This is a genomic window from Diplocloster hominis (assembly GCF_032380655.1).
Classification (GTDB): domain Bacteria; phylum Bacillota; class Clostridia; order Lachnospirales; family Lachnospiraceae; genus Diplocloster; species Diplocloster hominis.
Genome location: NZ_JAWDIY010000064.1, coordinates 1 through 13,895 on the forward strand (window position 1 = coordinate 1; position 13,895 = coordinate 13,895).

The 13,895-nt window shown below is 49.3% G+C and carries 16 protein-coding genes; 13 read left to right on the plus strand and 3 right to left on the minus strand.

The window, feature by feature from the left end; all coding sequences use genetic code 11:
• Window positions 1-180: 180 nt before the first annotated feature.
• A complete protein-coding gene (locus tag ABC831_RS25800) occupies window positions 181-552 on the minus strand; it encodes a metal-dependent transcriptional regulator (RefSeq protein ID WP_343250951.1) in 372 nt (123 codons plus the stop codon).
• 403 nt (window positions 553-955) lie between these two features.
• Here ABC831_RS25800 and ABC831_RS25805 point away from each other — a divergent pair, with 403 nt between their 5' ends.
• The 5 genes from ABC831_RS25805 (at window position 956) to ABC831_RS25825 (ending at window position 4,550) form a co-directional block, all read left to right on the plus strand.
• Window positions 956-1,171 (plus strand): FeoA family protein, encoded by a 216-nt coding sequence (locus ABC831_RS25805; protein WP_343250963.1) that lies wholly within the window; start codon window positions 956-958, stop codon window positions 1,169-1,171.
• Between the two features lie 48 nt (window positions 1,172-1,219).
• Window positions 1,220-1,441 carry a FeoA family protein gene (locus ABC831_RS25810; protein WP_158347382.1) on the plus strand — a complete coding sequence of 74 codons (222 nt, stop codon included), beginning with the start codon at window positions 1,220-1,222 and terminating at the stop codon, window positions 1,439-1,441.
• Between the two features lie 148 nt (window positions 1,442-1,589).
• Entirely contained in the window at window positions 1,590-3,740 is a 2,151-nt protein-coding gene (gene feoB / locus ABC831_RS25815) for a ferrous iron transport protein B (protein WP_343250952.1), read from the plus strand.
• A gap of 90 nt (window positions 3,741-3,830) precedes the next feature.
• Window positions 3,831-4,028 (plus strand): hypothetical protein, encoded by a 198-nt coding sequence (locus ABC831_RS25820; RefSeq protein ID WP_343250953.1) that lies wholly within the window; start codon window positions 3,831-3,833, stop codon window positions 4,026-4,028.
• 243 nt (window positions 4,029-4,271) lie between these two features.
• Window positions 4,272-4,550: a hypothetical protein gene (locus ABC831_RS25825; protein ID WP_343250954.1), complete on the plus strand. Its 279-nt coding sequence runs from the start codon at window positions 4,272-4,274 to the stop codon at window positions 4,548-4,550.
• A gap of 203 nt (window positions 4,551-4,753) precedes the next feature.
• On the opposite strand, the gene ABC831_RS25830 is transcribed toward ABC831_RS25825, so the two are convergent.
• Window positions 4,754-5,575 (minus strand): MerR family transcriptional regulator, encoded by an 822-nt coding sequence (locus tag ABC831_RS25830; protein WP_343250955.1) that lies wholly within the window; start codon window positions 5,573-5,575, stop codon window positions 4,754-4,756.
• Window positions 5,576-5,817: 242 nt separating this feature from the next.
• Here ABC831_RS25830 and ABC831_RS25835 point away from each other — a divergent pair, with 242 nt between their 5' ends.
• From ABC831_RS25835 to ABC831_RS25845, 3 genes are all read left to right on the plus strand, one after another.
• Window positions 5,818-6,642, plus strand: a complete 825-nt coding sequence (locus ABC831_RS25835) for a peptidylprolyl isomerase (RefSeq protein WP_343250956.1) — start codon at window positions 5,818-5,820, stop codon at window positions 6,640-6,642.
• Between the two features lie 40 nt (window positions 6,643-6,682).
• Window positions 6,683-7,363 (plus strand): response regulator transcription factor, encoded by a 681-nt coding sequence (locus ABC831_RS25840; protein ID WP_343250957.1) that lies wholly within the window; start codon window positions 6,683-6,685, stop codon window positions 7,361-7,363.
• A gap of 90 nt (window positions 7,364-7,453) precedes the next feature.
• On the plus strand, window positions 7,454-8,917 hold the full coding sequence (locus ABC831_RS25845; RefSeq protein ID WP_343250958.1) for a sensor histidine kinase: 1,464 nt from the start codon (window positions 7,454-7,456) through the stop codon (window positions 8,915-8,917).
• A 206-nt stretch (window positions 8,918-9,123) separates the two neighbouring features.
• Here the strand turns inward: ABC831_RS25845 and ABC831_RS25850 are convergent, their stop codons facing one another.
• Window positions 9,124-9,321 (minus strand): DUF6465 family protein, encoded by a 198-nt coding sequence (locus tag ABC831_RS25850; RefSeq protein WP_343250959.1) that lies wholly within the window; start codon window positions 9,319-9,321, stop codon window positions 9,124-9,126.
• Between the two features lie 205 nt (window positions 9,322-9,526).
• Between ABC831_RS25850 and ABC831_RS25855 the strand changes: the two genes are divergently transcribed.
• The 5 genes from ABC831_RS25855 (at window position 9,527) to ABC831_RS25875 (ending at window position 13,720) form a co-directional block, all read left to right on the plus strand.
• A complete protein-coding gene (locus ABC831_RS25855) occupies window positions 9,527-10,036 on the plus strand; it encodes a hypothetical protein (protein WP_343250960.1) in 510 nt (169 codons plus the stop codon).
• A gap of 180 nt (window positions 10,037-10,216) precedes the next feature.
• A complete protein-coding gene (gene hisH, locus ABC831_RS25860; RefSeq protein ID WP_343250964.1) occupies window positions 10,217-10,837 on the plus strand; it encodes an imidazole glycerol phosphate synthase subunit HisH in 621 nt (206 codons plus the stop codon).
• Entirely contained in the window at window positions 10,838-11,599 is a 762-nt protein-coding gene (gene hisF / locus ABC831_RS25865) for an imidazole glycerol phosphate synthase subunit HisF (RefSeq protein ID WP_343250961.1), read from the plus strand.
• A gap of 16 nt (window positions 11,600-11,615) precedes the next feature.
• Complete coding sequence (locus tag ABC831_RS25870) at window positions 11,616-12,290, plus strand: uracil-DNA glycosylase (protein WP_343250962.1); 675 nt, start codon at window positions 11,616-11,618, stop codon at window positions 12,288-12,290.
• A 1,049-nt stretch (window positions 12,291-13,339) separates the two neighbouring features.
• Window positions 13,340-13,720, plus strand: coding sequence for an Asp23/Gls24 family envelope stress response protein (locus ABC831_RS25875; protein WP_158349749.1), 381 nt, complete (start codon window positions 13,340-13,342; stop codon window positions 13,718-13,720).
• The last annotated feature ends 175 nt before the right edge of the window (window positions 13,721-13,895 follow it).

Below are 13,895 nucleotides of genomic sequence, written 5' to 3' on the forward strand. Positions count from 1 at the left end.
CTATGCGAAACCGACATAGAATCAATCAAAATCACGAATTCCATATGGTTATTCTTCCCGGTTTAATTTCTTAAGTTCGCGCCTATGGGGACAGGCCCCTTTCTCCACGCAGCTGCCTGAAGAGTCCGCGTTACTGCCGAAAGATGCCAGTCCCCTCCCAGTAGGCTGTGAACGATATTATTAGAGTTTTGCTTTCTGCACATGCTGTTTCAGCTTTTCAAAAGTGATGGGACTGATCACATGTTCGATCCGGCACGCATCTTCCGCGGCTGTCTTTTCATCCACGCCGATATTCACCAGATAATCCGTCAGAAGCTGATGCCGTTCATAGATCGTCTCTGCGATCTCGCGTCCGGTGTCCGTAAGTTCGATCAACCCTTTCGCATCGACCGTGATATGCCCCGCGCTTTTTAAAACGGATACGGCACGGCTGACACTGGGCTTAGAAAACGATAATTCGTTGGCGACATCAATGGAGCGCACCGCCCCGTGCTTTAATTTTAAAACCAAAATTGTCTCCAGATAATTTTCTCCTGATTCCTGTATCTTCATATACATACCCCTTTATTGTGAATTTACCATCGCTCCCATGAAATTAACACTTCTAAATAATCATAGTAACATAGTATCATTTGCAACCTGGTTTTTCAACCGAATCCGAAACAAGAAAATTTTTCCATATAAGGGGTTGACAAATTGAGTTAGCAGAGGTAAACTTATCACGACAAAAGAATTAGCCACTGCTAATTAAAGCTCGCAGATGAAATAGAATGGTTAGACAAATTTCTATTTTTTTAATCGGAAAAAGTTAGCTTGAACTAACAGGAGTGGCCTGGAACATTCAAATAGAAAATCTGAGGTGAATCGTATGGAACATGCAGCATTACTTTCTACACATACCGGACATGGAAAATCTGTTCAGACAAATCAGGCGATGCAGACATGCGCGGCCCAGATCCCGCTTTCCATGGCAGGGACGGGAGTTGAGGTTTCGGTTGTATCGATCAGAGGGAAGGACGACACGAAACGGTTTTTACGTAATCTGGGGTTTGTTGAGGGGGCATCGGCTACGGTGGTTTCAGAAATGAATGGGAATGTGATCGTAAATGTAAAGGGCACCCGGGTGGCGGTCAGCCGATCTATGGCAAACCGTATTCTGACGGCATGTTAAGTATCGGAAAAAATATAGCCGCAGTTTTGCGGAACTGGAGGTAAGGGAATGAGAACACTCAAAGATGTTAAATGTGGAGAAACCGTTTCTGTTATGAAGCTAAACGGAACCGGCGCACTGAAAAGAAGGATTATGGATATGGGGATCACCAGGGGAACACAGATCTATGTCCGTAAAGTGGCGCCTCTTGGCGACCCCGTGGAAGTGAATGTGAGGGGATATGAGCTGACGATCCGTAAAAATGAGGCGGAAAATATTGAAGTGGCTTAGGGAACCGCAAAGCTTTGACAAGACGAAGAGTTTCGCAAGCGAAACTCTATTTTACAGGGCGGAGGTTAGCTGGGACTAACAAAAGCGGATGTGTGTGAATGATCATGGCACTGCCATGAATACTGTCAATCAGAAGGAGGAAAAACATATGAGTATCAAGATTGCTCTGGCAGGTAATCCCAACTGCGGCAAGACAACGATGTTCAACGACCTGACCGGCTCCAGCCAGTATGTGGGAAACTGGCCGGGAGTTACGGTGGAGAAAAAAGAGGGGAAGTTAAAAGGACATAAGGATGTTATTATCACGGACCTTCCGGGAATCTATTCTCTATCCCCTTATACGCTGGAGGAGGTGGTAAGCCGTAACTATCTGATCAATGAACGTCCGGACGCGATCATTAATCTGGTGGATGGAACGAATCTGGAGAGAAACCTGTATCTGACTACTCAGATTATCGAACTTGGAATTCCGGTGGTAATCGCTCTAAATATGATGGATCTGGTAGAAAAGTCCGGAGATAAGATCGATACGAAGAAGCTGGGCGCCGCGCTTGGCTGCGAGGTGGTGGAGACCTCCGCTTTGAAGGGAAAAGGCTCCATGGAAGCAGCGGAGAAAGCCATCCGTCTGGCGGCTGGCAAAGCAGTGTCCGCTCCGAGACATGAGTTTGGCAAACCGGTGGAAGAAGCTCTAAATGCGATCGCGGATCTGAATGAAGGTGTCGTGAAGCAGGAACATACCCGATGGTATGCGGTGAAGATGTTCGAACGGGATGAGAAGGTGATGGAGGAGATACGGCTGGACCAGCCGGCAAAGGATCGGCTTCAGACGATCATCTCGTCGGTGGAAAAAGAGCTGGATGATGATTCTGAGAGTATCATCACGAATGAGAGATACGACTACATCACGAATCTGATGAAGAAATGTGTACATAAACAAAGAAAAGGAATGACAGCTTCCGACAAGATAGACCGGGTGGTCACCAACCGTTTTCTGGCACTGCCGATATTCTTTGTGGTGATGTGTATCGTGTATTTCGTGTCGGTGTCCTGGCTGGGGACGATCGTGACAGACTGGACGAATGATACCTTCTTTGGAGAATGGATTCAGCCGGCTGTCGGAGGATGGCTGGAAAGTGTGGGAGCGGCGTCGTGGCTGGTCGGCCTCATTGTTGACGGTATCATCGGCGGCGTGGGCGCCGTGCTGGGCTTCGTTCCGCAGATGCTGATCCTGTTCTTCTTCCTCTCCATCCTGGAGGATTGCGGTTATATGGCCCGTGTGGCCTTTATCATGGACCGGATTTTCCGCAAATTCGGTTTGTCCGGCAAGAGCTTTATCCCCATGCTGATATCTTCCGGCTGCGGGGTTCCCGGTGTAATGGCCACAAAGACTATTGAAAACGAGAAAGACCGTCGGATGACCATCATGACCACGACCTTCATCCCCTGTGGAGCAAAGCTTCCGATTATTGCACTGATCGGCGCTGCCATGTTCCCGCAGTTTACTCTGATGGGTCCCCTGCTGTATTTCCTGGGAGTGGTCACGGTCGTGATATCCGGAATCATTTTAAAGAAAACAAAGATGTTCGCCGGAGATCCGGCGCCCTTTGTTATGGAGCTGCCACAGTATCATATCCCCGCCGCAAAAGGCGTTTTGATTCACATGTGGGAAAGAGGAAAAGCATTCATCATTAAAGCAGGTACCGTAATCTTTGTGGCCTGCGGCGTGATCTGGTTCCTGTCCAACTTTGGATTCGCGGACGGCGGATTTGGGATGGTGGAAGAGTCCGCCAGCCTTCTGGCCGTGATCGGTTCGTTCGTAGCACCGATCTTCGCACCGCTGGGATTCGGAAACTGGCAGGCCACTGTCGCTACGGTATCCGGACTTGTGGCAAAGGAAAACGTAGTAGGGACCTTAGGCGTTCTGTTTGGCCTGGGGGAAGTGTCCGAAACCGATCCGGGACTGCTGGCACAGATCAGCCTGATGTTCCCTCATGCCATGGCAGCAGTGTCCTTCCTGGCCTTTAACCTGTTGTGCGCCCCTTGTTTCGCTGCAATCGGAGCCATCAAACGGGAAATGGCCAGCGCGAAGTGGACCTGGTTCGCGATTGGCTATCAAACCATTCTGGCCTATGCGATTGCGTTGATCATCAATCAGCTGGGCGGATTGATTTTAGGAGCTTACAGCTTTGGCGCAGGTACTGTATTTGCGATTCTGGTTCTGATCGGCTTCCTGTATCTCCTCTTCCGGCCGGCTGCCAAACACAGGAGGGCTGAAACGCCTGCCGGCGTCAGGGCTTAGCGCGGTCACATTGGTTTCCTGGAATTGAAATCCTGCATCAGAATTCAGTTATCCGTCTCCATGCGGTGCGGTTAAAAAGGAGGTTTTCTTATGAATTTACCTACGATTCTCATCAGTTTGGCAGTTCTCGGACTGTATGCGCTGGCGATCCGCTATATGTACCGTAACGGATCATGCGCTGGATGTACATCCTGCGGAATTCAGAACCGCCCCGGGCGATCCGGCTGCAGCGGCTGCTGTAGTCAGTGTTCTTTTCATTGCCAGAGCAGCAGTCCGAAGAAAGAGTAGGCCAGGGGAGGGTTCCCCCCCATTGGCAAGTCCGTACCGGGCGGTCATCTGGTGGGCTGTTTGTGATTACTTTGTTAAATAAAAAACTTTTCGATTGGGCTGGAAACTTTTGGGGAAATACTATACAATAGTACATGAAGTATTGAGACTAAGAGAAAAAAGAAAATAGAAAAATAGAAATGGGGTTTTCCAATGGAAGCAGTTCAGGTGAAAAGGAATAAAAGTTCTCTTTGTTTATTGTGGATGTTTCTTATTCTGATGATCGGGGTATGCATTGGGACGTTTACGTTAGGAGTTAAGAAAGTCTATGCAGCGGATCAGACGGCCCAGGCGGTTACCGCGGAGGACGGCAGCGAACAGACACAAAGTTCTGAGTCAACGGAGGGAAGCACATTTCTGGCTATTTTTCTGATCGGGATTATTTTTATTGTCATTGTTGTGGTGATTGTTGTTTCAGCCGTGTCTTCTTCCGTGATTGGCGCAGGTGTTTTCATTGCCGGTGATGAGGCGGACCAGAATTAGGCAATATTAGATTATATTATATCGACCGATGATGTTAGAATGAGATTACTATAATCATTCTGAACAGCAAATATAAGATAGACTATGATTATTGGATCGGGTTAAAATCCTGTGGACAGATGGCTGTAAATGAATAGCCAATCTGTTTACAGGATTTTTTGACTGTGTACAAGAAATCAGCTGAGCGGCTGAGTCCGGTTTAACTACAGAATGAGGATCGAAATCTGCAGTACATAATTTTCATATCCCTTTACGGACAGATCATCCAACAGTACATCCTCATAAAAATATTCTCCCAGCCGGTAACCTGTACTCTGCGCATAAGCCATCATCCGCTCGTAGGTCTGATACAGCGTTTCATACCCGCCGGTGTGGTAGGCGGTCAGATAGGTGCCGGCTTCCTTTTGGAAAACGGGGAGCTTTCCTGGCTTTTCCATCAACTGTGTGTAAAAGTAGCTGTAATCTCCGAAGCTGCCGGCCGCTATGGCTTCGTGGCGGATCAGGGAGCCGATGGAATAGGGGCTGCTGATATTATGGGAATCGCAGAAGCGGATATGGTTAGCCATGGATAGCGCTACATTTCGGTCACTTGTCAGCGGAACGGATTCCGTCAGAACCAGATAGGCCTTTGGCATATCCACAGGTCCGATAAAGCGCTGATCGATCTGCATGGCCTGGCAGGTGAGATCCGCTTTTCTGTGGATCAGTTTTTCCATGCGCTGCATGGCTTTCAGGCGGTTATGCAGCTTTTCTTCCTCTGTTTTTAACAGGGCGACCAGTTCCTGCGGACTTCGCCGGTCGAGGTAGGCCTTGATATCAGAGAGCGGCATATCCAGTTCTCTGAGCATATGGATGACGTTGAATACTTCGATCTGTGCTACGGTATAATATCGGTATCCATTGTCAAGCCGCACAGCGGGAGAGAAGATGCCCAGACTGTCATAATGAAACAGGGTGTGTTTGGTGACACCGCAAAGTTTTGCGAATTCTCCGGTTGTAAAATAGGCGGGCGTATATTCTTCCATATCGGTCACTTCCTTTGAGATCCATTGTTGCTTTTGTCTTATTATAGAAGCTGGTCTTTAAAAGTGCAAGAGGGCGGATACAGGAGATATTTGGTTACGATTCACGGCCGGCGGAAAAGGAACTGGCCGTGAATCGTACGATATTTGTGAAAATTCCCTGAACAGTTGGACAGAAGGATGGAATTTTGAAAAAAAATATGATACAGTAAAATCCAGAAGAAAGAGAAGAGAGGACTTTAAAGATGAAAAAGAAATTACTAGTTGCCGCAATACTGGCGGCAATGACTATGTTTGCAGCAGCCTGCGGTTCCGACGACGCGAAAGATAACAGCGCCGCGGACAGCGCTGGGCAGAGCTCTGAGGCGGAAGCGACTCCTGCAGGCCAGGATAGCAAAACCGGCCAGTCTGAATCCGGTGAGGCAGAAGATGGACAGACCGCGTCGGCGGAGGATCTGGGAATCGATGTGGAATATCAGTTTGAAGAACCCAAGGCCAATGATACGATCGCGGAGCTTCAGGTGAAAGACTTTGGGACGATTAAGATAAAGCTTTTCCCCGATGTGGCGCCCAAAGCGGTAGAGAACTTTGTAACCCATGCGAAGGACGGATATTTTGACGGTCTGACCTTCCACCGGGTGATTAATGAATTCATGATTCAGGGCGGCGATCCCAAAGGCGACGGCACCGGTGGCGAGAGCATCTGGGGGGAACCATTTGAGGACGAGTTTTCCAACAGCCTTTATCCCTGGAGGGGGGCGCTTTGTATGGCAAACTCCGGGAGTAACACCAATGGCAGCCAGTTTTTTATAGTACAGAATGAAAAATATGATGAGTCCCTGGTGTCCGAGATGGAGTCCATGGAATGGCCTCAGGAGATCATAGATAAATATAAAGAAAAAGGCGGAACGCCCTGGTTATTCGGAAAGCACACGGTATTCGGGCAGGTGTTCGAGGGGATGGATGTGGTAGACGCCATCGCTGCGGTAGAGACGTCGGAACCCGGAGTCAAGGATAAACCGGTAAACGATGTAATCATAGAAAAAGTTACTACTTATGTAAAAGAATGAGATCATCCTATAACAGAATGGATAAAAAGGAGGCTTTGGTATGGAAAGGCTGAAAATACTGGTTGTGGATGATGAGAGCAGAATGCGCAAGCTGGTCAGTGATTTCCTGACCAAACAAAACTATGAGGTGCTGGAGGCGGAAGACGGTGCCCAGGCCATAGATCTGTTTTTTGAGGTGAAAGATATCGCGCTGATCATCCTGGATGTGATGATGCCGAAGATGGACGGATGGCAGGTATGCCGGGAGATCCGCCAGTACTCCCGGGTGCCCATCATTATGCTGACAGCCAGAGCGGATGAGCGGGATGAGCTGCAGGGCTTTGAGCTGGGCGTGGATGAATATGTGACCAAGCCGTTCAGTCCGAAGATCCTGGTGGCCAGAGTGGAGGCGATCCTGCGCAGGGCAAATGCCATCGTATCCGACGATATCTTAAGCGCCGGCGGTATCGAGGTGAACAAAGCCGCCCATATCGTGACCATTGACGGCAGCGCGGTGGAATTAAGCTATAAGGAATTCGAGCTGCTTACCTATTTTATGGAAAACCAGGGCCTGGCTTTGTCCAGGGAAAAGATACTGAATAATGTCTGGAACTATGATTACTTCGGTGATGCCAGAACGATCGATACCCATGTGAAGAAACTTCGAAGCAAGCTGGGCAGCAGGGGGGATTATATCAAGACTATATGGGGCATGGGCTATAAATTCGAGGTGGAAGGGTGATCGGAATATGCGCCCGCTCCTTAGCTTAGGACTCTAAAGACCTGCCGGGGATACCTATATGTGCGGGAAAGAGCATGCATGGAGGAAAGAATGAAAAGACATTCATTGAAGATACAGATGGCCGTCATATTTATCATAATCATGGCGTCCACCCTGTTAATCGGCTGGGTAATTAACAATGTGTTTCTGGAGGATTACTATATCCTGAAGAAACAGGATGACCTGGTAGGTACCTACAACCAGTTAAACCGGGCAGCCAGCGAGAATAACTTCACCTCACCTGAGAGTCTGGGGCTTTTAAAAGTGCGGCTTCAGAAGGGCAATATTTCCATGTATGTGGTCACTCCCAACGGAGGTGCGCTGAAGTACTGTCCCAACGAGGAAGAATCCACCTTGCGGGACCAGTTATATGATTACATCACGGACCCGGACATTACCATGGACGGGAAAGAACCCTATGCGGTTCACAAGTTCATAGATCCGGATTCGGGGACGGAATATGTGGAAATGTGGGGAATGCTGGACAGAGGGGATGTGTTCCTGCTTCGTTCACCGGTATCCAGCATCCAGGAAAGTGTGCTGATATCCAATCGTTTCATGGCATATATCGGGCTGGTTATCATCGTGGTCAGTGCGCTGATCATCTGGCTGATCTCCAGGCGGATCACGGAACCGATCCTGGAGCTGGCGCAAATATCGGAGAAAATGACGAAGTTAGACTTTGACGCCAAGTACCACAGGGTCTGTAAAAATGAGATCGATATACTGGGACACCATATGAACCAGATGTCGGAGACGCTGGAGCACACCATATCCAAGCTGAAAACGGCCAACAACGAGCTGCAAAAGGACATACAGGAGAAAATCCAGATCGATGAGATGAGAAAAGAATTTCTCTCAAACGTCTCCCATGAATTGAAGACGCCCATCGCCCTGATCCAGGGTTATGCGGAAGGCTTAAAGGAATGCATCAATGACGACGACCAGAGCAGGGACTTTTACTGCGAGGTCATCATGGATGAGGCATCCAAGATGAATCTGATGGTCAAAAATCTGCTCAGCCTGAATCAGTTGGAATTCGGCAATGACAAGGTGCAGATGGAGCGGTTTGACATGACCTCCCTGATCCGGAATATCTTAATGTCCACGGATATCCTGATTCGCCAGAACGAAATCAAAGTGATATTCAAGGAAGAAGAACCGGTCTATGTCTGGGCGGATGAATTCAAAGTGGAAGAAGTCTTTACCAATTACCTGAGCAACGCGATTCATCACGCAGCCAACGAAAAAATCATAGAAATCCGAATGATTCCCATGGATAAGAATGTAAGAATCTCCGTATTCAATACAGGGATCCCCATCCCTGCGGAGGATATCGGACACGTCTGGGATAAATTCTACAAAGTGGATAAAGCCAGGACAAGAGAATACGGCGGCAGCGGAATCGGCCTGTCCATTGTAAAAGCCATCATGGATTCTTTCCACAAGGAATGCGGCGTGCAGAACTATGAGAACGGAGTGGAATTCTGGTTTGACCTGGATAAAGGCCTGTGAAAAGCCTCTATAAGCGATCAGAGGGTATACAAAAAAGACTATGCCTGATAAAGATGTAAAAATAAAGCGGGTGCCGCGAAAACACAGTCTCCGAAAATGGACGCTTTGTGTTTGTGCGGCACCCTCTCTTATTCTGTTTAAACTCTTTCCCAATCCGGAACATTTCCCGGCCAAAGGCAGAGGAAGCGCTTTCGGATCTTATGTAATTACATGGGAAAACTGCCGGTCTCTGTCTCGTTAATTACGTAATAAATCATATTTTCTTCGGGCTTTAAGTAGATATCCATGGTTTTGATATCTTTCACTTTGTTGCCGGCTTCCAGCCAAATGCTCTTCACGTGATCAATGACTTCCTTGTCACACGTACGGCTTCCGGCGTATTCCAATACCACCTGACACTTCATAACACAATACCTCCCTAAAGAAACACAGATTAAAACTACGGTATAAATATAGTACAGTTTATGGTAAAATGCAATTGGCCCCAAAAAGATTGTGGAATTCTCTACGCTAAAGCGTTAAAATTCAGGGGATCATAGGTAATAATCCATAAACCGAAAGGGAAAATCTGACATTTCCCTTTTCATTATATGCAGAACAGGAGGCAATATGAGTTCAAAAATCAGAGAATATTTACAACACTCAGATCGGATTCTGATCGGGATCGGAGAAGAAATTACCGCAAAATCCGACCAGGATATGCGAAAACGTGTCTATGAGGCACTAAATAACCTGCTAACCGGAAAAAATTACTACATCGTCTCTCTGGCGGAAGACGACCAGATGATAGACACTCCGCTGGACCAGGCCAGAATCGTTACCCCTCTCTACACAGAGGAGGAAAAAGGAGAACAGGACTGGGACACATACCTGAAATGGCTGTCCCAGACCCTCAACCATGAACTTTTCATCCTGGAGCTGGGCGCAGGGTTCCAGTATCCCCAGATCATCCGTTTCCCCTTTGAAAAAACTGCCTACTTCAATCAAAAGTCCCATTTTATCCGCGTTCATACCAAACTTTACCAGGTGCCGGGGGAGAGCGCCGCCCGTTCAGAAACCATACAGGCGGACCCTGGCGAATGGGTGCTGGGGATAGATTCCGATGCCCGTCCCTGCTGAGTCGTACTCATTCAGGAACCTTAGAACCGGAAGAAAGGATAATGGAAGAATGGGTATGGAAGAATGGGCATGTCCCCTTTTAAGAAATTGGACATGTCCCCTTTTGAAAAATTGGCGGAATGGACATGTCCCTTTTTTTATGGTACACTGGTGGACAGAAAAAATAAGGATGTGGTGCGGATGATAGCGATCATTGACTATGACGCAGGTAATATTAAGAGCGTGGAAAAAGCACTGGTATCCCTGGGGCAGCAGGTCGTACTGACCAGAGACAGGAATACCATTTTGAAGGCCGATCAGGTGATTCTTCCGGGGGTCGGTTCCTTTGGGGATGCGATGGCGAATCTGCGGGCTTATGGACTGGATGAGGTGATCCGGGAAGTGGCCGGAAGGAACATTCCATTTCTGGGCATCTGTCTGGGACTCCAGCTGTTGTTTGAACACAGCGAGGAGAGTCCGGGTGTGGAAGGGCTGGGAATACTAAAGGGCGATATTGTAAAGATTCCCAAGCGGGAAGGACTGAAGATTCCCCATATGGGCTGGAATTCTCTGGAGCTTATGAATAATGGGCGTCTCTTTGAGGGGCTGCCGGAACATCCTTATGTATACTTTGTGCATTCCTATTATCTGCGTGCGCAGGATGAAGGAATCGTAAAGGCTGTGACAGCCTATAGCGCCAGAATTCATGCTTCGGTGGAAAAGGGCAACGTGTTCGCCTGCCAGTTCCATCCGGAGAAGAGCAGTGATGTGGGGCTGCAGATTCTCAAAAATTTTGCTGCTATAAATAAGGAGGAATGCTAGATGTTTACGAAACGGATCATTCCATGCCTGGACGTACATAATGGACGGGTGGTAAAAGGCGTTAATTTTGTGAATCTGCGGGATGCCGGAGATCCGGTAGAGATCGCGGCGGCATATGATAAAGCAGGTGCGGATGAGCTGGTATTTCTGGATATTACCGCTTCCTCAGACGCCAGAGAAACTGTAGTGGATATGGTGCGCAAGGTGGCTGAGAAAGTATTTATCCCCTTTACGGTAGGCGGCGGGATTCGAAGCGTGGACGACTTCCGGGCTCTTCTGCGGGAAGGAGCGGATAAGATATCCATCAATTCCTCTGCGATACAGAATCCGGATCTGATCCGGGAGGCGGCGGACAAATTCGGTAGCCAGTGCGTGGTCGTCGCGATCGATGCAAAGCGAAGAGAGGACAACAGCGGCTGGAACATCTATAAAAACGGCGGCCGGATCGATGTGGGAATCGACGCGGTTGCCTGGGCCCGCATGGCCGAGCAGCTGGGAGCAGGAGAGATCCTTCTGACCAGTATGGACTGTGACGGGACCAAAGCCGGCTATGATATCGAGCTCACCAGACAGATCGCCGGCAGTGTCTCGGTTCCGGTCATCGCATCCGGAGGAGCCGGTACAAAAGAACACTTCCGGGAAGCGCTCACGGAGGGCGGCGCAGACGCCGCGCTGGCAGCCTCCCTGTTCCACTACAAAGAACTGGAGATCAAAGAAGTAAAAGAATACCTGAACCAGCGCGGAGTATCCGTCCGCCTGTAAGAAAAGGAGTGAGACTATGCCACCGATCAGCAATGACTGGCTGGAGCCCTTAGCGGCCGAATTCAAGAAACCATATTACATCCAATTACATAAAACGATCCTGAACGAGTACAATACCAGAAGAATCTACCCCAGCGCGGACGACCTGTTCAACGCGTTCCACCTGACCCCTCTTCATGATGTCAAAGTAGTAATCTTAGGACAGGATCCCTATCATGGAAACGGCCAGGCCCACGGCCTGTGCTTTTCCGTAAAGCCGGATGTGGAGATCCCTCCTTCCCTGGTCAATATCTATCAGGAGCTGCACGATGACTGCGGCTGCTACATTCCCAACAACGGCTATCTGGTAAAATGGGCCGAGCAGGGTGTCCTGTTACTGAATACCGTACTGACTGTGCGTGCCCATCAGGCGAATTCCCACCGCGGAATCGGATGGGAAGAATTCACCGACGCAGCTATCCGGGCCCTGAACGATCAGGACCGTCCGATCGTATTTATTCTGTGGGGACGCCCGGCCCAGTCCAAAAAGGCCATGCTCAACAACCCCAGGCATCTGATCCTGGAAGCCCCCCATCCCAGCCCTCTATCAGCATCCAGAGGGTTTTTCGGGAGCAGGCCTTTCAGCCAGACCAATGCCTTTCTCGAAAAGAACGGGGTGCAGCCTATCGACTGGCAGATTGAGAATATTTAACTTTTACCGGGGAATTGAGGTTGGGGCCGGCTTTGGGGCGGATTGGGGCCGGTGAGGGCTGAGGCGGGTATGCGGCGGCGGGCTTCTGGACGGCCGGACGGGTTGGGGTCGGCGGCCTCCCGGGGAGTCTTATGCTTTGCTGATATTGCGCACCCTTCGCTGGCCGGGCCTAAGGGAGAAAGAGCGGGACAGGAGGAACATCGTGCCTATTCACCAAGAATTTCTGAAGAAATTCTCGGTTCAGAGGCACTCAAATTTTTGCAAGGAAGCAAAAATTTGGTTCCCCCTGTCCCGCTCTTTCTCCCTAAGGCCCGCCACAGCTCGTGTGAGCAATATCAGCAAAGCATAAGACTCCCCGGGAGGCCGCCGACCCCAACCCGTCCGGCCGTCCAGAAGCCCGCCGCCGCATACCCGCCTCAGCCCTCACCTGCTTTGGCTCTGTCTTTGGCGGAAATGTTTTATAATCTATTCTTTTGTTTTATGTGAATAATGGGTTCTGTTGGTGGTAAAATATACTGTATATAATTTTAAACTTTATATAATAGCTGATGTTCGGAAATAAAGGTATCACCAAAGTAGGAGCGAGCGGGCGCAGGGGCGGACTCCGGGGACGGGGACAGGTAACGGGAGCCGAATCGCTTGAGGCCGGGCCTTAGAACAGGTTACGTAGAAGAGGACGAAACCTCGCAGGACCCGGAGCACTGTTTGAGCCGCCCTTTGGCGAGTTTGCTCCGGGTCCTGCTAATAAGAGGTTTCGTCCTCTTCGGAGTTACCTGTTCTTAGGTCCGGCCGAAGCGATTCGGCTCCCGTTACCTGTCCCCGTCCCCGGAGTCCGCCCCTGCGCCCGCCCGCTCCGGCCCCTTAGCAGCAGGTGATTTGCCGGCTGTTAGGCCAGCTAAACCTTTAGGTCAGTTAGGCGGCCGGGTCAGGTCGGCTGGGTGGCTTCCGGCGGTCTGGCGGGGCTGGACGGAAAACTGTTGCAAATATGGGGAAGTCTGGTATAATTGAGTAGGAGTTATGATTTTGGAAATGCTTAGGAGGTCAGTTGGATGGCAGAGACTAGGAACACATATATGATACACGCAGATGGGAATCTGGGTGAGGTGCAGATCGCGGATGAAGTGGTTACCATTATTGCGGGACTTGCCGCTACGGAAGTAGAGGGGGTCGCGTCTATGGCGGGAAATATCACCAATGAGCTGGTCAGCAAGCTGGGGATGAAGAATTTGAGTAAGGGCGTCAAGGCTGAGATCGTGGATAACAATGTCAGCGTGGAATTGGCTCTGAATCTGAAATACGGATATAATATTCCGGAAACCAGCGAGAAGGTTCAGGACCGCGTAAAGACCGCGATTGAGAATATGACAGGACTTCAGGTGATTGATGTGAATATCAGGATCGCCGGTGTGGAGATGGAAAAAAGCAATTAGTCCTTTTTTCTTTGAAAAGAATATAGTATAATAGGGGTGTCTGTGTAAGACACCCTTTTTATTTTAAGGGTCGGATAGACCCTGTTGAGTGCATTGGAGTTTCTCAACAGAGGAACGGAAATGTACTCAACATAAAACCACCCGCTATGCGGGTGCGCGACGATAGTTATACAAA